This window comes from Amycolatopsis heterodermiae, assembly GCF_034929455.1.
Lineage (GTDB): Bacteria > Actinomycetota > Actinomycetes > Mycobacteriales > Pseudonocardiaceae > Amycolatopsis > Amycolatopsis heterodermiae.
In genome coordinates, this window is sequence record NZ_JAYFSI010000005.1 from 106,273 (window position 1) to 125,648 (window position 19,376).

Consider the following 19,376-nt stretch of genomic DNA (forward strand, 5'->3'; position numbering starts at 1 on the left):
CAGACTGTTCGTTGTGGACACCCAGCAGCTCGCCCGGTTCCTCCGCGTCCGGCGGGAGGCACTCGGCCCCTCCGACGTCGGCCTGGCCACCGCCGGGCGCCGGCGTACCCCGGGGCTGCGCCGCGAGGAGGTGGCCGCCCTCGCCGGCATCTCGACCGACTACTACACCCGCCTCGAACAGGAACGGGCCACGGCGACGCCGTCGGAGTCGGTGCTGCGCGCGCTGACCCGCGCGCTGCGGCTGAGCCTGGACGAACGCGACCACCTCTACCGGCTGTCCGGGCTGAACGCGCCGGACCGCCGCCGCGGCGACCGGCACGTCGCCCCGGCGCTGCTGGCGGTCCTCGACCGGCTCCACGACGTGCCCGCCCAGGTGATGACCGACCTCGGCGACACGCTGGCCCAGAACCACCTCGCCCGCGCCGTGTTCGGTGACCTCACCGGCCGCAGCGGCCCCGAGGCGAGCGTCATCCACCGGTGGTTCACCGACCCGGGCGCACGCTGCGGGTTCCCGGTCGAGGACCACACCAGCGAATCGCAGGCGCTGGTAGCCGACCTGCGGGCCGCCGTCGTCCGCCGTGACGACGAGCCCGCCCGTGTCCTGGTCGGCCGGCTGCGCCGTGACAGCCCCGAGTTCGCCGCGTTGTGGGAGCTGCACGACGTCGCCGTGATGCGCAGCCGCCGCAAGCGGATCCTGCACCCCGAGGTCGGCCTGCTCGAGCTGGACTGCCAGTCGATGGTCGACGAGGACCGCGGCCAGATCCTCGCCCTGTTCTCGCCGGTCGCCGGTACCGCGACCGCCGAACGGCTTACCCTGCTCGGCCTCGCCGGCAGCTCCCGCCCCTGAATCCGCATCCCGGAAGCCGCGGCATGACACCACCACCGGCCATCTCGGCCTGCCTGCCCTGACCACCGCCGTGACCGAAGACGACCTACTGCCGGGTGCCCGATCGCAGGGCCAGATGGCAAAACACGATGGAGTGTGGCCTGGGATACTTGCGGAATAACGGGACGCGGTGGTGAACCCGGGCCGTTGCGGGCTCGACTCGGCAGCAGAAGTGGCGAAGGAGTTGTGCGATGCCCATCTGGTTGTTCGCGGTGTCAGGGTTGGTGGCAGTGGGCCTGATCTACGTGACCGTGATGAAGCGTTTCGGACGACGTCGGCGCGTCGGTCGTCAGCGAAGTGTTCCCGCACGCATGCCGGGCTGGCAAGCTCCTGGTCCCACCGCCGGCACCGACATCCCGATGGGCTTCAGCACGACATCCACCAATGTCCCCACGACAAGCACACCCCCGACCATTCCTCCGGTCAGTGGCAATTTCTGAGTGTTTTCGACGGCGGACTTCGCCGACTGGACATGGAGATCGCGCTCCCGGCGGTCCTGCTGGCGGGCACCAGCGTGAGCGCCAAGCTCGCCGCGGCGCTGGCCTCGGTTCACGAGAGGATGGCCGCCTCCTGCCACTGCCTCCCGGCGATCGGAGCGGCCGGCGCGAGGTGTTCGACACCGCCCAGCAGCTTCACACCTCTCCCCGAGCCCGTGTCAGGGCACTGCCGGATGCGCGCAACCTCGGGTACTCGGGCAGCCGCGGCTCGTGCTTCTGGGTCGTGATCACCGCCTTCTCCACCACCGGACGCAGCACCCCGGAGGTGACGACGCGATGAAGCGCCCGGGTGACGACCAACCCGGCCGAGGTCATCGGGTGCATCAGCCGGGGCATGCCGGACGCGAGACCTTGCGCGCTGTCGACGTAACGTCGCAGGAGCCGCTCGTAGCGGGCGAAGGCGCCGGTGTGAGTGCCGCCCGGCTCGCGCAGGCCGCGGCCCAGCTCGCCGGCGAGCACGTGCGCGCCGACCAGCGCCAGCGTGGTACCCATTCCGGTCGGCCCGGATCCCCACGCGGCGTCGCCGAGCACCCCGATCCGGCCTTCGCTCCACCGTGACATCACCACCTGCCCCCACCGGTCGGTGTAGAACTCCTCGGGCCGGGACGCGAACCCGTCGAGGATGCGCTCGGTCTGCCAGCCGGCCCCGCGGAAGCGCTCACGCAGGTCGTCGATCTGGGCTTCGGCGGGCAACGCCTCGAACTCCGCGGACCGGGCGGGGAAGCTCAGGCTGGCGCGGATCGTGCCGACGTTGTCGGGACGGGCGTTGACCACCCGGCCCTGCGTGGTGGTCATGAAGTACCACCAGTCGTCGTCTTCCGGGCGGCGGTCGATCGTGCCGAAGGCGACGTTCAACCCCTTGTCCCGGTAGGTGGTCTGCTCGGGCAGGAGCAGCCGCCTGGTGCGGGAGCTGCGCCCTTCGGCGACGAGCAGCAGCTCGAACCGCTCGCGGCGACCGGAGTCGAACCGCACGTCGACACCGGTGGCGTCCTGGTCGGCGCCGACGACGAAATCGCCGTAGCGGACCTCGACGTCGTCGGCGATGCTGCCGAGCAGGATGCCGGCGAGCTCGCCGCGCAGGATCTCCAGCTCGGCCGTGGGGCCGTCGCGGCCCTCCTGGCGCGCGACCTCGGCGTAGACGTGGCCCGTCTCGGTGATGAACCGGGTGCCGGTCTCCCCGGTGAGCCTGCCGAGCACGGCGTCGCGGATCCCCATGCGGTCCACGATTTCGTGGCCGAGGCCGCGGATGTCGATGTTCTGCCCGGCGCTGCGGCGGCGCGGGGACCGTTCGAGGACGACGGGCTGGAAACCCTCGCGCACCAGCCCCCAGGCGAGGGCGGGACCGGCGATGCTGCCGCCGGTGACGAGGACGCGGGGACGGACCTGATCGGACACGAAGACTCCTTCACGGTGAACTAGTTACATCATCAAGCTACTTCACTGGATGATATGTTGCCACGTGAACAAGGAGGTTTCATGGCCGACGACGAGCGAGCGCCGGACCAGCGCGTCGTGCCCCAGCTACGGGAGTTCGCCGCCGCCGGCGACGAACTGGGCAGACTGTTCGCCCGCACCAAGCGGATGCACACCACCGACGCCGCCGCCATGGTCGCGATCCTCACCGCCGAGGACCAGGGCACTCCCCTGACACCGGCCCGCCTCGCCGAGCACGTCGTGCTGACGACCGGAGCCACGTCCTCGCTGCTCAACCGGCTCGAAGAGGCGGGGCACATCATCCGCACCCGCGGTCACAGCGATCGCCGGATCGTCACGTTGCACTCGACGCCCGCCATCCACGCCGCGGCCGACGCGTTCTTCGCCCGGCTCGCGCTGCGTCAGAACGCCGTGCTGGCCGACTACACCGAGGCGGAACTGACCCTTGTCGAGACGGTCGTCGACCGGCTGACCGCGATCGTGAAGGACTTCGTCGATCACCCGCCGGGTCCTGCCTAGCCTCTTCGAGACGGCCTTCCACACCGGGCTGACCCGCACTGGACACCCGGCCCCACGTTCCCACCGCATTCGATCGGTCATGCGTGGTAAAGCTCGGTAAGAAGCTCGCGCACGGTGCGAGTGGCCGGGTGGGGGTCGTCGCGCCACCAGGCCAGGCGTACGTCGACCGGTTCGGCGTCGCGCACCGGGCGGTAGACGATGCCAGGCCTCGGATAGTGGTCGACGACGGACTGCGCCGTGACCCCCACACAGCGGCCGGTGCCGATGATCGTGAGCCAGTCCTCGATGTCGCGGCTCTGCTGCGTCACGGGGCGCGCGTCGGCGGGCCACAGATCCGCGGTTGTCGTTCCGGTGCGCTGGTCGACGAGCAGCACACGGCTGCTGAGATCGGCCAGGTACACCGAGCGACGCCGCGCCAAGGGGTCGGAGGAAGCCAGCGCGCACCAGCGTGGTTCCTGTCCGACGACGGCGCTTTCGAAACGGCGGTCCTCCAGCGGCCTGCGGATGACCGCGAGCTCCGCGGTGCCCTCGGCCAGGCCGGCGCTCGGAGTATTGAGGCGAAGCAGGTGCAGAAGCGTTTCCGGATGCGCTTCCCGCCACCGGTCCTGAAAGGCGAGGGTGAGCCGGCCGAGTGCCGACCAGGCGTGGCCGATGCGCAGTTCGGCGTGGTCCGACGTCGCTTCCCGCACCAGATTTTCGACCTCGGTCAGCACGCGCCGGGCGTGCGCCACGACGCGGAGTCCGATCGCCGTCGGCGACGTTTCGCGGGACGTCCGTCGCAGCAGCCGGACACCGAGGCGCTTCTCGAGCGCCGCGAGCGTGCGGGAGACCGCCGCCTGTGAGACGCCAAGTGCGATCGCGGCGTCGGTGAACGTGCCCTCGTCGACGATCGCGACGAGGCAGCGCAGCTGGCGCACCTCGACATCCATAACCAAATCGTATAGCCGGCGCGTTGCATGCATTTTGCACACGGTTCTGCGCGGCGCAGGATCGATGCGTGCAAGCAGAATCCGACCGCCCGGCAGACCGCGCCGTCTTGCCCGCGAAGCCTCGCGCCGTGCCCACAGCCGGGGTCTACATGATGCTCACCAGCGGTCTTTCGACCCAGCTCGGCGCCGCGATCGGGTCGCTGGCCTTCCCGGTGCTCGGCCCGGTCGGCGTCGTCGCGGTCCGCCAATGCGTCGCGGCGGCGGTGCTGCTCATCCTCGGCCGGCCCCGCCTGCGGTCCTTCACGCGGCGCCAGTGGGGGCCGGTGCTGCTGCTCGCGGTGGTCTTCGGCGTGGTGAACCTGTCGCTCTACACCGCGATCGATCGGATCGGTCTCGGCCTGGCGGTGACCTTGGAGTTCCTCGGTCCCCTCACGATTGCGCTGGCCGGCTCCCGCCGGCGGGTGGACCTGGGCTGCGCCGTACTCGCCGTGGCGGGAGTGGCCGTACTGATGCGTCCTCGCCCGACCAATGACTACCTCGGCATGGGGCTCGCGCTGCTCGCCGCGGCCTGCTGGGCCGCTTACATCCTTCTCAACCGTTCCATCGGGCAGCGCATCCCCGGGGCACAGGGCACGGCCGCCGCGGTGGGACTGTCCGCAGTGGTCTACCTGCCCATCGGCGCCGGCGTTGTGGTGCACCACGTGCCTTCCGCCGGCGTGCTCGGTGCGGCTGTCGCGGCCGGAATCCTGTCCTCCGCAGTGCCGTTCCTCGCGGATCTGTTCACGCTGCGCCGCGTTCCCGCCGAGGCGTTCGGGTTGTTCATGAGCGTCAACCCGGTGTTCGCCGCCGCACTTGGTGCGCTCGTTCTGAGACAGCATCTCGACGTGGCCGCCTGGTTGAGCATCGTGGCGGTCGTTGCCGCCAACGCCATCAGCGTCCTCGCCAAGCCGAGATCACTCCATTCCCACAAAGGAGATTCCCATGCCCGGTGTCACGCTGACCGACCATTTTTTCTCCGTTCCCCTCGACCATGACCGGCCGGCGGGCGAGCACATCGAGGTGTACGCGCGCGAGGTGGTGGCGGCCGGGCGCGAGCGCGAGCGGCTGCCCTGGCTGCTGTTCCTGCAAGGCGGACCCGGCATGCTGCCACCGCGCCCGGTCGGCCGGGACTCCTGGCTGGACCGCGCACTCGACGACTACCGCGTCCTGCTGCTCGACCAGCGCGGCACGGGCCGCTCGAGCCCGATCACCCGCCAAACGCTCCCGGATCGTGGCGAGCCCGCCGCGCAGGCCGACTACCTCACCCACTTCCGCGCCGACGCCATCGTCCGCGACGCCGAACTGATCAGGCGCGAACTGACCGGCGAACCGTGGTCGGTGCTCGGCCAGAGCTTCGGCGGCATGTGCACCGTCACCTACCTCTCGTTCGCGCCCGAGGGCCTGCGCGAGGCGATCATCACCGGCGGCCTTCCCGGTTTGCGCGTCACCCCCGACGAGGTCTACCGCGCCGCCTATCCGCGCGTGCACCGCAAGAACGCCGCGTTCTACCGCCGGTACCCGCAGAACGCCGCCTCGGTCCGCCGCATAGCCGCGCACCTGATCGAGCGTCCGGCCTCGATGCCGGACGGATCCCTGCTCACCGTCGAGGCCTTCCAGTCGCTCGGCATGGTGCTCGGCACGAGCGACGGCGCGGACGTGCTGCACTACCTGCTCGAAGACACCTGGGCCGGAACGGAGCTGTCCGACGGCTTCCTCGCCCGCACCGCGGCTTTCCTCAGCTACGCCCAGATGCCGTTGAAATCGCTCATGCTCGAACTCACCTACGCCCAGGGCAGCACCGGCGCGCCCAACTGGGCGGCACAGCGGGTGCGCGGCGAGTTTCCCCAGTTCGACGCGCGCAGGGCGGTGGCCGGGGACGACCCGGTGCTGTTCACCGGCGAGACGACCTACCCGTCCCTGTTCGACCAACCCTGTCTCACGCCCCTGCGCGAGACCGCCGAGGTGCTGTTCGCTCGCGTGGACTGGCCCGACCTCTACGACCCCCAGCGATTGGCCGCGAACGAGGTCCCCGTGGCCGCCGCCGTCTACCTCGACGACATGTACGTCGATGCCACCTACTCGCTGCAGACCGCCGAGACCATCAGGGGCCTGCGGCTGTGGGCGACCAACGAGCACGAGCACGACGGGCTTCGCGTCAGTGGCGGACGCGTCCTCGACCACCTGCTGCGAATGCTGCACGGCCAGATCTGAAGCGGAGCGCCAACCGGCTGAGAACCACCACCGGCCGGGATCCGCTGACGACATGTGGGGCAGCCTCCGCTCGTCGCTCACGATGACGCAGTCGGTCACGCTGGGGTAGCCGCTATCCGCGACTCGGGTGAGACCGAAAGATCTTGGCTGCATCCGAATCGCCGAGGCTGTTGAGAGCCAAGGCTTGGCGGTAGGCCGCGAGGCGGCCCAGCGCCTCGGACAGGTCCGGTTCCCCCAATGCACGGGAATGCCGTCGGGGGTGAACCAGGTCCGTTGCCGCAGTACCGTTCCTCGGCGGTGTTGTCCAGCTGGGCGGCCATCGCGCCCACCGCTGCCCGGGTTCTTCGGCAGCGCCTACCGGGTTCTGCGGGTGACGAGGCGTTGCAGGACGATGAAGACGAACAGGAGGGCTCCGGTGATGATCGAGGTCCACCACGAGTTGAGGGTGCCGTCGAAGGTGATCAGGGTCTGGATGATGCCCAGGACCATGATGCCGAGCACGGTGCCCAGCACGTAGCCGGAGCCGCCGGTCAGGATGGTGCCGCCGATGACCACCGCGGCGATGGCCGTCAGCTCCAGGCCGACCCCGTTGAGCGGGTCGCCGGACGACTTGTACAGCACCAGCAGCAGCCCGCCGAGCGCCGAGCAGAAACCGCTGATCGTGTACACCGCGATCTTCGTGCGGCCGGTCTTGAGACCCATCAGCATCGCGGACTGCGCGTTGCCGCCGATCGCGTAGACCGTGCGCCCGAACCGCGTGAACGCCAGCACGTACGCGGCGACGGCGACCACGACCAGGGCGGCGACGACGCTGATCGAGATGTGCAGTTCGCCGCCGAGGGGGATCTGTGTCTGGGCGAGCGTCGCGATCGTCGGGTTGTCGATCGAATACGCCTCCGTGCTGATCGTGTAACAGAGCCCCCGGGCGAAGAACATCCCGATCAGCGTCGCGATGAACGGCTGGATCTCGAAGAAGTGGACGAGCGTGCCCATCCCGGCGCCGAGCAGCGCGCCGAGCACCAGCACCACCGCGATCGCCGCGTACGCGGGCCAGCCGTGCCTCTGCATCAGGTCGCCGGAGACCACTGTGGACAGTGCGACCACGGACCCGACGGACAGGTCGATGCCGCCGGTGAGGATCACGAACGTCATCCCGACCGCGACCACGAGCAGGAAGGCGTTGTTGATGAACAGGTCGAGCACGACCTGCCCCGACCCGAACGCCTCGTAGCTCGACGCGCCGAAGACGTAGGCCCCGACGAGCAGCGCCATCGTGGCGAGGATCGGCAGGTGCCGTTGCTTCGGCCGGTAAGCGCGGACGCGGTCCAGGGTGGTCATGCCGTGACCTCCACCTTCTCCGGAGCGGACGCGGGGGCCGGGTGCCCGGCCGCGGGCGTCCGGCGCCGCCGCAGCTTGCGGCGGAACGCGGGTGACTGCAGCAGGCACACCGCGAGCACGACCACGGCCTTGAACAGCATGATCGCTTCAGGCGGGATGCCGAGGGCGTAGACGGTGGTGGTGAGCGTCTGGATGAGCAGCGCGCCGATCACCGCGCCACCCACGGAGAACCGGCCACCGGTCAGCTGCGTGCCGCCGACGACGACGGCGAGGATCGCGTCGAGCTCGATGAACAGCCCGGCGTGGTTGGCGTCGGCACTGTGCACGTTCGCGCTGATCATCAGCCCGGCGATGCCCGCGCACAGCGCGCAGAAGACGTAGACGAGCCAGATCAGCCGGGCCGAGCGGAGGCCGGCCAGGCGGCTGGCCTCCGGGTTGCCGCCGACGGCCTCGACGAGCAGGCCGAGCGCGGAGCGGCGGACCAGCAGCGACGCGAGCACGAACACGGCCAGCGCGACGAGGATCGCGCTCGGCAGGGTCAGCACGAAGCCGCTGCCGATCCATTCGTAGGGGCCGGAGTTGATCGTGATGATCTGCCCGCCGGAGATCAGCTGCGCGATCCCGCGCCCGGCGACCATCAGGATGAGCGTGGCGATGATCGGCTGGATGCCCAGCGCGGCGACGAGCCAGCCGTTCCACACCCCGAGCACCAGCGACAGGCCCAGCGCCAGCCCGACCGCCACGAGCGTCGCGCCCACACCGCCGGGGTGGCCGGCGATCCACAGGCAGGCCAGCGATCCGCTGATCGCGACGACCGCACCCACCGAGAGGTCGATGCCGCGGGTGGCGATGACGAGCGTCATGCCGATCGCGATGAGGATCAGCGGGGCGCCGTTCTTCAGGATGTCGACGAGGTTCCCGTAGAGGTGACCGTCGCGCAGTTCGATCGAGAAGAACGCCGGGCTCGCGACGAGGTCGCCCGCCAGCAGCGCCAGCAACGCCACCACGGGCCAGAAGAGCCGGTGTTTCGCCAAGCCGGTCATGCCTGCACCCCTTCGGCCATCGTGGCCATGACGTCGTCGGCGGTGAGCCCTCGGTTTTCCCGCTGTGCCACCACTTTCCGGTCGCGCAGCACCACGACGCGGTGGCTCAGCCGGAGCACCTCCTCCAATTCGGCGGAGATGTACACGACGGCCATCCCCTCGGCCGAGAGCTGGGTGACCAGCCGCTGGATCTCCGTCTTGGCGCCGATGTCGATGCCGCGGGTCGGCTCGTCGAGGACGAGCAACCGCGGCTCGAGGATGAGCCAGCGGGCCAGGAGCACCTTCTGCTGGTTGCCGCCGGAGAGGTTGCCGGCCAGGGCCTCGGGATCGGCGGGGCGGATGTCGAGCGTTTCGATGTACTTGCGCGCGATCTCGTCCTGGCGGCGGCGGGACAGCGGCCGCGCCCAGCCGCGCGAGGCCTGGAGCGCGAGGACGATGTTCTCCCGGACGGTCAGTTCCTCGACCAGGCCTTCGGTCTTGCGGTTCTCCGAGAGGAACGCGATCCGGTGGTCGAGCCCGGCTCGCGGGGTGCGCAGCGACGTGCCGTCACCGTCGATCTTCACGGCGCCGCTGTCGGCGTGGTCGGCGCCGAAGAGCAGCCGGGCGAGCTCGGTGCGCCCGGAGCCGAGCAGGCCGGCCAGCCCGACGACCTCCCCCACGTGGATGTCGAGCGTGAACGGCTCGATGCCGCCCTTGCGGCCGAGGCCTTCGGCGGACAGGAGCACCGGCGCGTCCGCGACCTCGGCCCGGGTGGGACCGGCCTCCTCCAGCGTTTCGAGGACGCGCAGCTCCTTGCCGATCATCTTGGTGACCAGTTCGACGGGCGTGATGTCCGTCGTGCGGTACTCACCGATCAGCTTTCCGTTGCGCAGCACGGTCATCCGGTCGGCGACGGCGAAGACCTGGTCGATGAAGTGGGACACGAACAGGATCGCCAGCCCCTGCGCGCGCAGGGACCGGACCACCGCCATCAGCTGCTCGACCTCGCCGGTGTCCAAACTGGACGTCGGCTCGTCGAGCACCAGGACCCGCGCCTCGACGTCGAGGGCGCGGGCGATCGCCACCAGCTGCTGGACGGCGATCGAACACGTGCTCAGCTCGGCCGAGACGTCCACGTGGACGTCCAGCCGCGCGAGGAGCTCCTCGGCACGCCGCCGCATCGGGCCCCACTGGATGCGGCCGAAGCGGCGGGGTTCCCGGCCGAGGCAGACGTTCTCCGCCACGGACAGGTTCGGGCAGAGGTTGACCTCCTGGTAGACCGTGCTGACGCCGGCCCGCTGGGCCTCGCCGGGGCCGCCGAACGCGACGGCGGCCCCGGCCAGGGTGATCGTGCCCGCGTCCACCCCGTACACCCCGGTCAGCACCTTGATCAGGGTGGACTTGCCGGCGCCGTTCTCGCCCATCAGCGCGTGGACTTCACCCGGGAAGAGCCGGAAGCCGACGTCGTCGAGCGCGGTGACACCGGGGAACACCTTGCGGATCCCGGTCATGGTGAGGATTTCGGCGGACATGCGGGACCCCTCAGTACTGGCGCTGCGGCAAAGCGGCCTTGGCCGACGCCTGGTCGAACTCGGTCTCCTGGGTCTCGATCCGCTCGGGCACCTGCTCCCCCGCGTTGACCTTCTTGACCAGGTCCATCAGCTGCGGGCCGAGCAGCGGGTTGCACTCGACGACGTGGTTGATCCTGCCGTCGGCCAGCGCCTGGAGGGCGTCCCGCACGCCGTCGACCGAGACGATCTTGATGTCCTTGCCCGGCACCTTGCCCGCCGCTTGGATCGCCTCGATGGCACCGAGGGCCATGTCGTCGTTGTGCGCGTAGAGCACGTCGATCTTCGGCTGGGACTTGAGGAACGCCTCCATGACCTCCTTGCCCTTCGCGCGGGTGAACTCTCCGGTCTGCGAGGCGACGATCTTGTACTTCGGGTCGGCGGCGATGACGTCCCCGAACCCCTTCTTGCGATCGTTGGCCGGGGCCGAGCCGGTGGTGCCCTGCAGCTCGACGATGTTCACCTGGCCGGTGGCGCTGCCGAACTCCTTGGTCAGCCACTCCCCCGCCTTCTTGCCCTCGGCGATGAAGTCCGAGCCGAGGAAGGTCTTGTAGAGCGTCTTGTCCGGTGAGTCGATCGCCCGGTCGGTGAGAATGACCGGGATCTTCGCCGTCTTCGCCTCCTTGAGCACGGTTTCCCAGCCCGACTCGACCACCGGCGAGAAGGCGATGACCTTGACCTTCTGCTGGATGTACGAGCGGATCGCGGCGATCTGGTTCTCCTGCTTCTGCTGCGCGTCGGAGAACTTGAGCTCGATTCCGGCGGTCTTGGCCGACTCCTGGATGGACTTGGTGTTCGCGGTCCGCCAGCCGCTCTCGGCGCCCACCTGGGCGAAGCCCAGCGTGATGGCCCCGCCGGTGGTTCCCGTGCCGCTGCCACCACCGCAGGCGGTGAGCAGGACCAGTCCGGCCGCCGCGGCCGCCGCGGCGGCCCATCGCTTCTTCAGCACGTTCACTCCTCGATCGACGGTGATCAACACTGTTAGCGCTAACTGTCCGGTCCTGGTTTCGGCCGGGTTCGCCGGTGGCGGTGCTACCGCGGCCCGGTGCTCTCGCGGACGATCAGTTCGGGCACGACCAAGGCGCGCGCACGCCGGTCGCCCCCCTCCATGTGCCCGGCCAGCAGGCCGAACGTGCGCCGGCCGACCTCGATGAAGTCTTGGCGCACCGTGGTGAGCGGCGGTGTGAAGTACGCGGACTCGGGCACGTCGTCGAAGCCCGCGACCCGGACGTCGCGCGGCACCGCGATGCCGGCTTCGGCGAACGCGCGCAGTACGCCGAGGGCCATCTGGTCGTTGCCGGCGAAGACCGCGTCCAGGTCTCGTTCCCCGGCGAGGGATCGCCCCGCTTCGTACCCGGAGCGCGAACTCCAGTCGCCGCGGACCACCCGCGGCACCGGAGCGCCGTGGCGTTCCAGGGTTTCCCGCCAGCCGAGCTCGCGGTCGCGGGCCTCCAACCAGTCCTCCGGCCCTGCGACGTGCCAGACGGTGCGGCGTCCCAGCGCCAGGAGGTGTTCGGTGGCGCGCCGGGCGCCGTCGCGCTGGTCGACGGCGATCACCGGGACGGTCGCGGCCTCCCCGCCGCCGACGGCGACGACCGGGAAATCCGCGGGCACGGCGTCCAGGGCCCGGGCCGCGGACACGTGCGGCGCGATGACGATGATGCCCTCGACGGCTTGGCGGCGGAGGCTCTCCACCGCGTCGGCGACCGACGACCGGCCGGGACGGCTGACGCTCGAGATCGTGATCACGTAACCGGCTTCACGGGCGGCGTTCTCGATGCCGAAAAGCGTGCTCGCCGGACCGTAGAGGTTGGATTCGAGCGCGACGACGCCGAGGGTGCCGGTCCGTCCGGTGACCAGCGCGCGGGCGGCGGAGTTCGGGCGGTAGCCCAGTTCCCCGATGGCGGCGAGGACGCGGGCGCGGGTCTCGGGGCGAACCGGGCCGGTCTCGTTGATCACCCGGGAAACGGTCATGTGGGAAACGCCTGCGACCTCGGCGACATCGGTCAGGCTGGGCTGCCGCGCGTCGGCGGCAGACGTCCGGACCGGGCCACCGGAGCGGGATCGTTCGGCCACCGGCGTCCCCTTCCTCGCGGGCCGATGTGGTCTCCGTCACTTTTCGGCGACGACGAGCAGCAAGTGTTAGCGGTAACACTTGCGTGGTCAAGCCCGGCTGGCATAACGGTCTCGTCACGCACCTCGCACCAGCTCTCCATCGATGAATTCGACGTCAACGGGCCCGGACTCCGGCGCGAATGCCGCGACAGCAGCCGACTGCACCCTGTTCCGTCCCCGAAAATGTAACTTTCACAAACCAGCTCTCCTCCGCGGACCGACGGCGGTGGCCTTGAGGTGGCACGACCACTCCAGCGGGCGTCCGGATCACCGGGGCGCCCGGACGCGTTGATTGACAACGCTTCTCTCGGAAGTTCACGCTGTCGCGGCGCGTGTTAGCGATAACAGTCTTGTCGCTCAGGAAACGCCGATCCGGACGCGCAACGGCGGGCGCATCCGGAACGGCCCGGGACCGGCTGGGAGAAAGGTCGTCATGAACAGAGGGAACATCAGTCGCAGGAGCAGATCCCGGATCGCCGCGCTCGCCGCCGTGGCGACGGTCGCGGCCACGGTCGTGGTCGCGGTGACCCTGGGAGCCGACGCGGCCTTGGCCGACGTCACCGGCGCCCTGCAGGGTGCCGGCTCGGGCCGGTGCCTGGACGTCTCGAACGCCAGCCAGGCCGACGGTGCCGCCCTGCAGATCTACGACTGCTCGGGCGGCGCGAACCAGCAGTGGACGTCGACGTCCGGCGGCCAGTTGACGGTGTACGGCAGCAAGTGCCTGGACGTGCCCGGCAGCGCGACCACCGCCGGTACCCGGGTGCAGACCTGGACCTGTCACGGCGGGGCCAACCAGCAGTGGCGGGTGAACTCCGACGGCACGATCGTCGCGGTGCAGTCCGGACTCTGCCTGGACGTCACCGGTGCCGGCACGGCCAACGCCACCGCCGTGCAGCTCTGGACGTGCACCGGCGGCGGCAACCAGAAGTGGACGGGCCTGTCGACCACGCCGACCACCACGACCACGACCGGCGGCGGCAGCAGCTGCTCCCTGCCCTCGACGTACCGCTGGACGTCCACGGGTGTCCTGGCGACGCCGCGGAACGGATGGGTCTCGCTCAAGGACTTCACCAACGTCGTCTACAACGGCAAGCACCTCGTCTACGCGTCGAACGTCTCGGGATCGACCTACGGCTCGATGGCCTTCAGTCCCTTCACGAACTGGTCCGACATGGCCTCGGCCGGCCAGAACGGGATGAACCAGGCCGCGGTGGCGCCCACGCTGTTCTACTTCGCGCCGAAGAACATCTGGGTGCTGGCGTACCAGTGGGGCGCTTGGCCCTTCATCTACCGCACGTCGAGCGACCCCACCAACCCCAACGGCTGGTCTTCGCCGCAACCGCTGTTCACCGGCAGCATCTCCGGCTCCGGCACCGGCCCGATCGACCAGACGCTGATCGCCGACGGGGCGAACATGTACCTGTTCTTCGCCGGTGACAACGGAAAGATCTACCGGGCGAGCATGCCGATCGGGAACTTCCCGGGCAGCTTCGGCTCGTCGTACACGACGGTCCTGAGCGACTCGACGAACAACCTGTTCGAGGCGGTCCAGGTCTACAAGGTCCAGGGCCAGAACCAGTACCTCATGATCGTCGAGGCGATCGGCGCGAACGGCCGCTACTTCCGCTCGTTCACGGCAAGCAGCCTGAGCGGCTCGTGGACCCCGCAAGCCACCAGCGAAAGCACCCCCTTCGCGGGCAAGGCCAACAGCGGCGCCGGCTGGACCAACGACATCAGCCACGGTGACCTGGTGCGCACCAACCCGGACCAGACCATGACCGTCGACCCCTGCAACCTGCAGCTCCTCTACCAGGGCAAGTCCCCCGGTGCCGGCGGCCCCTACGACCAGCTGCCGTGGCGGCCGGGTGTCCTGACGCTGCAGCGCTAGGCGATTCCTCCTGTCCGGCACCGTCTCCAGGAGGGTTTCGCCTTTGCTTGCGAAAGACTCCGAAGCACCATGCTCTCCTGGGCGGGAGCCCGGAAGGAGACCACGAATGACCTACGCGGCGCTGACCCAGGCGTGCGTGAACGTCGCGCGCTGCGTCGGCATCACCGTGTGGGGCAGCGGCAGTTGCGCCGCAATGCTTTCGGTTCGTGGACGGTCACCATGACCGTGCCGAGCCCTGCGAAGATCAGCGCCACCTGGCCCAGCAGCCAGGTCCTCGTGGCGAAACCCAACGGCAGCGGCTACAACTGGGGCGTCACCATCCAGCACAACGGAAACCGGAACTGGCCCGCCGTCAGCTGCAGCGCCTCCCGAGGCGCGGCCCCGGGGTGACTCGTTCGCGAAGCGCAGGTTCGCGAACGAGTCACCCCGGCGCGATGCTTTGGCACGATCAGGTCGCCGGTCCGGTCCCCTGCTGAGGCACAGCGTGCACCGGCCTGACTCCAGTCGTCACGAATCCTCCTTCGCGCACTACGGATCGCTCCGCAATGGACTGTTAGCGCTAACACACAAGTCACGCCGTCGCGCGCAGGACGAGCTTGGTGTCCAGCACGGCGCAGCGGGGTGCGGCCGAGCCGCCGAGCATGGCGAGCAGCTCGCCCGTCATCCGGGCACCCATTTCTTCGATCGGCTGGCGCACGGTGGTGAGCGGCGGATCGGTCCGGCGGCCGATCGGCAGGTCGTCGAACCCGATGACGGCCACGTCATCGGGCACCCGCCGGCCCGCACGGTGCAAGGCTCGCAGCGCGCCGACCGCCATCATGTCGGAGGCGGCGAAGATGGCGTCGACCTTCGGCCTGCGGTCCAGCAGGCGGGTGGTGGCGTGCTCGCCGGAGGCCTGGCCGAAGTCGCCGAACACCACCAGTCCGCGGTCACCGCGGCCCGCGCCCGTCACCGCCTGCCGGTAGCCGAGCAGCCGGTCCACGCCGGCGGTCATGTCCTGGGGTCCGGCGATGGTCGCCACGGTGCGCCGGCCCGCGTCGACGAGGCGCTGGGTGGCCCGCTGCGCACCACCCCGGTTGTCCACGTCGACGTACGACGAGCAGTCCCCTTCACGGACCGGGCGTCCGCCGAACACCACGGGGATGCCGAGCCAGTCCAGGTCGAGCGGGCGACGGCCGTGCATACCGACGACGAGGGCGCCGTCGACGTGGCCGCCGTCGAGGTACCGCACCACCGGGGCCTGGTAGTTCTCGGTCGCGGGCACGGTGAGCAGGACGAGTTGCAGGCCCGCCTCGGTCAGCTCCTTCCCGGCGCCGGCGGAAACGCGGGCGAAGTAGGGATCGGCGAACAGCCGCATCACCTCCTCGCACACGACCAGTGCGACCGAACCGGTGCGCCCCGCCGTCGCCCGGGCGGCTCTCTGCCGGGCGTAGCCCAGGGCCGACATCGCCGACTCCACCTGCTTGCGCGTTTTCGGCCGGACCCGGGGAAAGCCGTTGAGCACGCGGGACGCGGTGGCGGTGGACACCCCGGCCGCCCGGGCGACGTCGGCCAGGGTCGGACGGAGCTGGGGCAACTCGACGGACGGCACGTTCGCTCTCCCAAGACGTCGTTGTCTCTGCGGGGCTCGCTCGAGTCACCGACCGAACGGACAACTGCCAAGATAGGAGGCGATGGCGGCAAAGGCAATGCGCGGTGAAAATTACGCACCGGCAACGGATCCCTTTCACCACCGAAGCACGAGAATCCACAAAGGACCGCACCCGGCCGATCGCCAAGAGGATCTTGGACGCTGCACCGAAGGACTCCGGGGAACGAAAGGCTCTATCCCGCAGCCCGTCCGCCGGTTACAGTGCGTCTATGGGAGCGCTCCCAGTCGCCATCGCCGACGACGTTGTGAGGATTCATGAGAGCGACGAAACAGGTACGCGTTCCCCACGGACGCACCGCCCATCCGGCCACGCGAGACGACCGGCCGGCCGTGATGCCCGGCGGCCCCGGGAAGAGAAGCACGAGGTTCGCCGTCGCGGCCCTCGGCGCGACGCTCGTCGCCGGCGCCACCGCTCTCACGGTGGGTGGCAGCGCGCAGGCCGCGTCCTCGCCGTTCTACGTCGACCCGGGCACGAACGCGGCCCAGTGGGTCGCCGCCAACCCCGGCGACGCACGGACACCGATGATCCGGGACCGCATCGCCGCCACCCCGCAGGGAAGGTGGTTCACCACCACCAACACCTCGACCGTGCGCGCCGAGGTCGACGCCTACGTCGGCACCGCCGCGGCGGCGGGCAAGGTCCCGATCATGGTCGTCTACGACATCCCGAACCGTGACTGCGGTGGCGCCAGCGGTGGCGGCGCACCGTCCCACGACGCCTACCGGGCGTGGATCGACCAGGTGGCCGCCGGCATCGCGGGCCGGCCCGCGGCGATCGTGCTGGAGCCCGACGTGCTCGCGCTGATGTCGAACTGCCAGTCGGCCGACCAGCAGAACCAGACCACCGCCTCGGTGGCCTACGCGGGCAAGAAGCTCAAGTCCGGTTCGGCGCAGACGAAGGTTTACTTCGACATCGGCCACTCCGCGTGGCTGTCGCCCGCCGACGCCGCGTCGCGGGTGCGGGCCGCGGACATCTCGAACAGTGCCGACGGCGTCGCCACCAACGTCTCCAACTACCGGTCGACCGGTGACGAGGCGGGCTTCGCCAAAGCGGTGCTGAACGCGGTGGGCGACGCGCGGCTGCGCGCGGTGATCGACACGAGCCGCAACGGCAACGGGCCGCTGGGCAGCGAGTGGTGCGACCCCGCGGGACGGGCCATCGGCACGCCCAGCACCGACGCCACGGGTGACGCGCAGATCGCCGCGTACCTCTGGGTCAAGCCGCCGGGCGAAGCCGACGGCTGCCTGGCCGCGGCCGGGCAGTTCGTCCCGCAGCGGGCGTACGACCTGGCGGCCGCCGGTGCGCCGCCGGCCAGCACCACGACGGCGACCTCGACCACCCCGACGACTCCGACGACCCCGCCGGGCAACGGCTCTTGCCGGGTGACGCACCGGGTCGTCAGCTCGTGGCAGAACGGTTACACCGGCGAGGTGGTGATCGAGAACCGGGGGACGGCGGTCGACGGCTGGACGCTCACCTTCTCCGCGCCGGGAGTGACCGTCGGCCAGGGATGGAACGGGACCTGGACCGACACCGGTGACACCGTGCGAGTCGTGAACGCCTCGTGGAACGGCAAGCTCGGCACCGGTGGCACCGCGACCGTCGGCTACAACGCGGACTACAGCGGCGGCACCCCGCCCTTCCTGTCCCCCGCCCTGAACGGAGTGTCCTGCTCCTGAGCCCACTTTTGCCGGACGACCACGGCCCAGGCCAGGCCGTGGTCGTCCGGCGGCGAGCGGGATCGACCCGGCGCCGGGGACGGCGGTGCTCACCCGAAAACGCGCCGCTGGATCTCGCGGCGGTGGTCCTCCAGGGTGTTGTCCGGGTGGACCGCGGCGGCTTGCGCGCGGCGGCCAGGAGGAACTGGTTGTGGGACGCGGCCGCCTCGATGGCCGGATCAACGGCCGGCGGGGTACCGCCGGTTGAAGTACGGAGGCACATAGCTCAGGTAGCGCCCCGGGGTACCGTCCGCGGCGGCCGACAACTGGTTCATCGTCCGGGGTGTGGTGTCCGGCCAGTGCCCGGTCCGCAGCCGGGTGAGCATCCGGTCGACGGCCACTTGCTGTTCGCCGACGGTGTAGGTGCAGTGCCCGGCGGTCCGTACGTAGGTCTGCCGGAGCAGGGATTCGTTGCCCTCGCGGCGAACCAGAGCGCCGTACGACTGCTGCTGGGCCACGGTCGAGATCTGGTCGCCGGTGCCGTTGACCGTGAGCACCGGGATCCGCAGGTCGCCGGTGAACACGATGCCCCGCTCCAGGTAGCGGACGGCGGCGGGGTCGGCGGACACCCGGGGTGCGGCGGCGAGCCGGCCCAGGTCGGCGCGCAGGTCGAGCCCCGCGCGCTCGTACAGCCGCCGGACCGCGTTCTGCTGGCTCGGTTCGGCCGTCGTGAGCTGGCGTGCGTAGTCGACTCCCGTGTTCCACGACGGGTTCCCGCCCGCCAGCTGCTCGATCGCCCGGCGGCTGCTGACCGCCTGCCCGAGGTACGGCAGCGGCCCACCGGCGAGGGCCAGGAACATCCCTTGCTCGACGCCGTCGGCGTCGTGGCCGTCCGGGACCGGGGTCGTCGTGCCGTCGGCGGCCAGGCCCCAGCCCGGCAGCTGGCCGATCGCCGCCGCCAGGGCGATCCGCGCCCGGCCCGCCGCGGTCGCCTGAGCCGACGTCATCGCCGAAACCCACTGCTGCTGGAGGCCGGGGACGTCGGCGGGGATGCCGGTCACCGGGAGCGCGGTATCGCGGAACAGCAGGGTCTTCAGCGTGAAGACGGTGTCGAGCTTCTGGTTCCACTGCCCCACCGCGCCGCCGAGCCCGCCGCACATCGGGATCGCCGCGTCGAAGCGGCCGGGGTGCACCTGGGCCACGCCGGCGGCGACCATCCCGCCCATCGAACGGCCTTCGGCGATCGCGTACCGGGCGCGGCCGAACGCGGCTTCGAAGCGGCCGAGCGCGGCCGCCTGGTTGTCGATCGCCTGCGCGATGTTCCAGCCGGTGACCGTGCGCGTGGTGCCGCCCACCGCATAGCCGCGTCGCAGGAGGCTCGCGGTGAGCGCGCTCGAGAGCCCGCCCGCGGCGAAGTCGAGGTCCACCAGCACGGCGCCGTTCCACCGGTCCGGCTTGGCGAAGGCGTACGGCGTGCCGTCGGTCAGCTGCCCGTCGACGCACCTCGCCGCGTCCAGGCAGGGTGATCCGGGCTCCGCCGCCTGGGCGGTGGCGGGGAAGGCGGCGCCCACGACCACAGCCGCGGCCACCAAGGCGATTCTGGTACCCATGAACCACTCC

The 19,376-nt window shown here is 70.4% G+C and carries 17 protein-coding genes; 8 read left to right on the forward strand and 9 right to left on the reverse strand.

What is annotated here, in order from left to right:
- Positions 1-13 precede the first annotated feature (13 nt).
- Positions 14-847, forward strand: coding sequence for a helix-turn-helix domain-containing protein (locus VA596_RS22755; protein WP_323329860.1), 834 nt, complete (start codon positions 14-16; stop codon positions 845-847).
- A gap of 230 nt (positions 848-1,077) precedes the next feature.
- Complete coding sequence (locus VA596_RS22760) at positions 1,078-1,326, forward strand: hypothetical protein (protein WP_323329861.1); 249 nt, start codon at positions 1,078-1,080, stop codon at positions 1,324-1,326.
- A gap of 192 nt (positions 1,327-1,518) precedes the next feature.
- Here VA596_RS22760 and VA596_RS22765 read toward each other — a convergent pair whose 3' ends face one another.
- Entirely contained in the window at positions 1,519-2,778 is a 1,260-nt protein-coding gene (locus tag VA596_RS22765) for an FAD-dependent monooxygenase (RefSeq protein ID WP_323329862.1), read from the reverse strand.
- An 81-nt stretch (positions 2,779-2,859) separates the two neighbouring features.
- Between VA596_RS22765 and VA596_RS22770 the strand changes: the two genes are divergently transcribed.
- Positions 2,860-3,336 carry a MarR family winged helix-turn-helix transcriptional regulator gene (locus VA596_RS22770; protein WP_323329863.1) on the forward strand — a complete coding sequence of 159 codons (477 nt, stop codon included), beginning with the start codon at positions 2,860-2,862 and terminating at the stop codon, positions 3,334-3,336.
- Positions 3,337-3,413: 77 nt separating this feature from the next.
- Here VA596_RS22770 and VA596_RS22775 read toward each other — a convergent pair whose 3' ends face one another.
- Positions 3,414-4,265, reverse strand: coding sequence for a LysR family transcriptional regulator (locus VA596_RS22775; protein WP_323329864.1), 852 nt, complete (start codon positions 4,263-4,265; stop codon positions 3,414-3,416).
- A gap of 68 nt (positions 4,266-4,333) precedes the next feature.
- Here VA596_RS22775 and VA596_RS22780 point away from each other — a divergent pair, with 68 nt between their 5' ends.
- Both VA596_RS22780 and VA596_RS22785 read left to right on the forward strand, forming a co-directional pair.
- Positions 4,334-5,299 carry an EamA family transporter gene (locus VA596_RS22780; protein ID WP_323329865.1) on the forward strand — a complete coding sequence of 322 codons (966 nt, stop codon included), beginning with the start codon at positions 4,334-4,336 and terminating at the stop codon, positions 5,297-5,299.
- Entirely contained in the window at positions 5,247-6,515 is a 1,269-nt protein-coding gene (locus VA596_RS22785; RefSeq protein ID WP_323329866.1) for an alpha/beta fold hydrolase, read from the forward strand. The genes VA596_RS22780 and VA596_RS22785 overlap by 53 nt, the downstream gene beginning before the upstream one ends.
- A gap of 354 nt (positions 6,516-6,869) precedes the next feature.
- Here VA596_RS22785 and yjfF read toward each other — a convergent pair whose 3' ends face one another.
- The 5 genes from yjfF to VA596_RS22810 all read right to left on the reverse strand — a co-directional run bounded on the left by yjfF (position 6,870) and on the right by VA596_RS22810 (position 12,519).
- Complete coding sequence (gene yjfF / locus VA596_RS22790) at positions 6,870-7,853, reverse strand: galactofuranose ABC transporter, permease protein YjfF (RefSeq protein WP_323329867.1); 984 nt, start codon at positions 7,851-7,853, stop codon at positions 6,870-6,872.
- Positions 7,850-8,896 (reverse strand): ABC transporter permease, encoded by a 1,047-nt coding sequence (locus VA596_RS22795; protein ID WP_323329868.1) that lies wholly within the window; start codon positions 8,894-8,896, stop codon positions 7,850-7,852. Before VA596_RS22795 ends, yjfF begins: the two co-directional genes overlap by 4 nt.
- Positions 8,893-10,407 (reverse strand): sugar ABC transporter ATP-binding protein, encoded by a 1,515-nt coding sequence (locus tag VA596_RS22800; RefSeq protein WP_323329869.1) that lies wholly within the window; start codon positions 10,405-10,407, stop codon positions 8,893-8,895. Before VA596_RS22800 ends, VA596_RS22795 begins: the two co-directional genes overlap by 4 nt.
- Before the next feature lie 10 nt (positions 10,408-10,417).
- Positions 10,418-11,398 carry an ABC transporter substrate-binding protein gene (locus VA596_RS22805; RefSeq protein WP_323329870.1) on the reverse strand — a complete coding sequence of 327 codons (981 nt, stop codon included), beginning with the start codon at positions 11,396-11,398 and terminating at the stop codon, positions 10,418-10,420.
- 77 nt (positions 11,399-11,475) lie between these two features.
- On the reverse strand, positions 11,476-12,519 hold the full coding sequence (locus tag VA596_RS22810; protein WP_323329871.1) for a LacI family DNA-binding transcriptional regulator: 1,044 nt from the start codon (positions 12,517-12,519) through the stop codon (positions 11,476-11,478).
- A 472-nt stretch (positions 12,520-12,991) separates the two neighbouring features.
- Between VA596_RS22810 and VA596_RS22815 the strand changes: the two genes are divergently transcribed.
- Positions 12,992-14,446 (forward strand): non-reducing end alpha-L-arabinofuranosidase family hydrolase, encoded by a 1,455-nt coding sequence (locus tag VA596_RS22815; protein ID WP_323329872.1) that lies wholly within the window; start codon positions 12,992-12,994, stop codon positions 14,444-14,446.
- A 219-nt stretch (positions 14,447-14,665) separates the two neighbouring features.
- Complete coding sequence (locus tag VA596_RS22820; protein WP_323329873.1) at positions 14,666-14,836, forward strand: hypothetical protein; 171 nt, start codon at positions 14,666-14,668, stop codon at positions 14,834-14,836.
- Positions 14,837-15,017: 181 nt separating this feature from the next.
- Here VA596_RS22820 and VA596_RS22825 read toward each other — a convergent pair whose 3' ends face one another.
- On the reverse strand, positions 15,018-16,037 hold the full coding sequence (locus VA596_RS22825; RefSeq protein ID WP_323329874.1) for a LacI family DNA-binding transcriptional regulator: 1,020 nt from the start codon (positions 16,035-16,037) through the stop codon (positions 15,018-15,020).
- Between the two features lie 315 nt (positions 16,038-16,352).
- On the opposite strand from VA596_RS22825, the gene VA596_RS22830 reads away from it, so the two are divergent.
- Positions 16,353-17,777 carry a glycoside hydrolase family 6 protein gene (locus VA596_RS22830; RefSeq protein WP_323329875.1) on the forward strand — a complete coding sequence of 475 codons (1,425 nt, stop codon included), beginning with the start codon at positions 16,353-16,355 and terminating at the stop codon, positions 17,775-17,777.
- A 218-nt stretch (positions 17,778-17,995) separates the two neighbouring features.
- Here VA596_RS22830 and VA596_RS22835 read toward each other — a convergent pair whose 3' ends face one another.
- Positions 17,996-19,366, reverse strand: a complete 1,371-nt coding sequence (locus VA596_RS22835; protein WP_323329876.1) for a DUF6351 family protein — start codon at positions 19,364-19,366, stop codon at positions 17,996-17,998.
- Positions 19,367-19,376: the final 10 nt, after the last annotated feature.

Bases quoted from the DNA above. Each gene is read 5' to 3' on its own strand.
- VA596_RS22760 (WP_323329861.1), top strand. From the start codon at position 1,078: ATGCCCATCTGGTTGTTCGCGGTGTCAGGGTTGGTGGCAGTGGGCCTG.
- VA596_RS22770 (WP_323329863.1), top strand. From the start codon at position 2,860: ATGGCCGACGACGAGCGAGCGCCGGACCAGCGCGTCGTGCCCCAGCTA.
- VA596_RS22775 (WP_323329864.1), bottom strand. From the start codon at position 4,265: ATGGATGTCGAGGTGCGCCAGCTGCGCTGCCTCGTCGCGATCGTCGAC.
- VA596_RS22785 (WP_323329866.1), top strand. From the start codon at position 5,247: ATGCCCGGTGTCACGCTGACCGACCATTTTTTCTCCGTTCCCCTCGAC.
- yjfF (WP_323329867.1), bottom strand. From the start codon at position 7,853: ATGACCACCCTGGACCGCGTCCGCGCTTACCGGCCGAAGCAACGGCAC.
- VA596_RS22795 (WP_323329868.1), bottom strand. From the start codon at position 8,896: ATGACCGGCTTGGCGAAACACCGGCTCTTCTGGCCCGTGGTGGCGTTG.
- VA596_RS22800 (WP_323329869.1), bottom strand. From the start codon at position 10,407: ATGTCCGCCGAAATCCTCACCATGACCGGGATCCGCAAGGTGTTCCCC.
- VA596_RS22815 (WP_323329872.1), top strand. From the start codon at position 12,992: ATGAACAGAGGGAACATCAGTCGCAGGAGCAGATCCCGGATCGCCGCG.
- VA596_RS22820 (WP_323329873.1), top strand. From the start codon at position 14,666: ATGACCGTGCCGAGCCCTGCGAAGATCAGCGCCACCTGGCCCAGCAGC.
- VA596_RS22830 (WP_323329875.1), top strand. From the start codon at position 16,353: ATGAGAGCGACGAAACAGGTACGCGTTCCCCACGGACGCACCGCCCAT.
- VA596_RS22835 (WP_323329876.1), bottom strand. From the start codon at position 19,366: ATGGGTACCAGAATCGCCTTGGTGGCCGCGGCTGTGGTCGTGGGCGCC.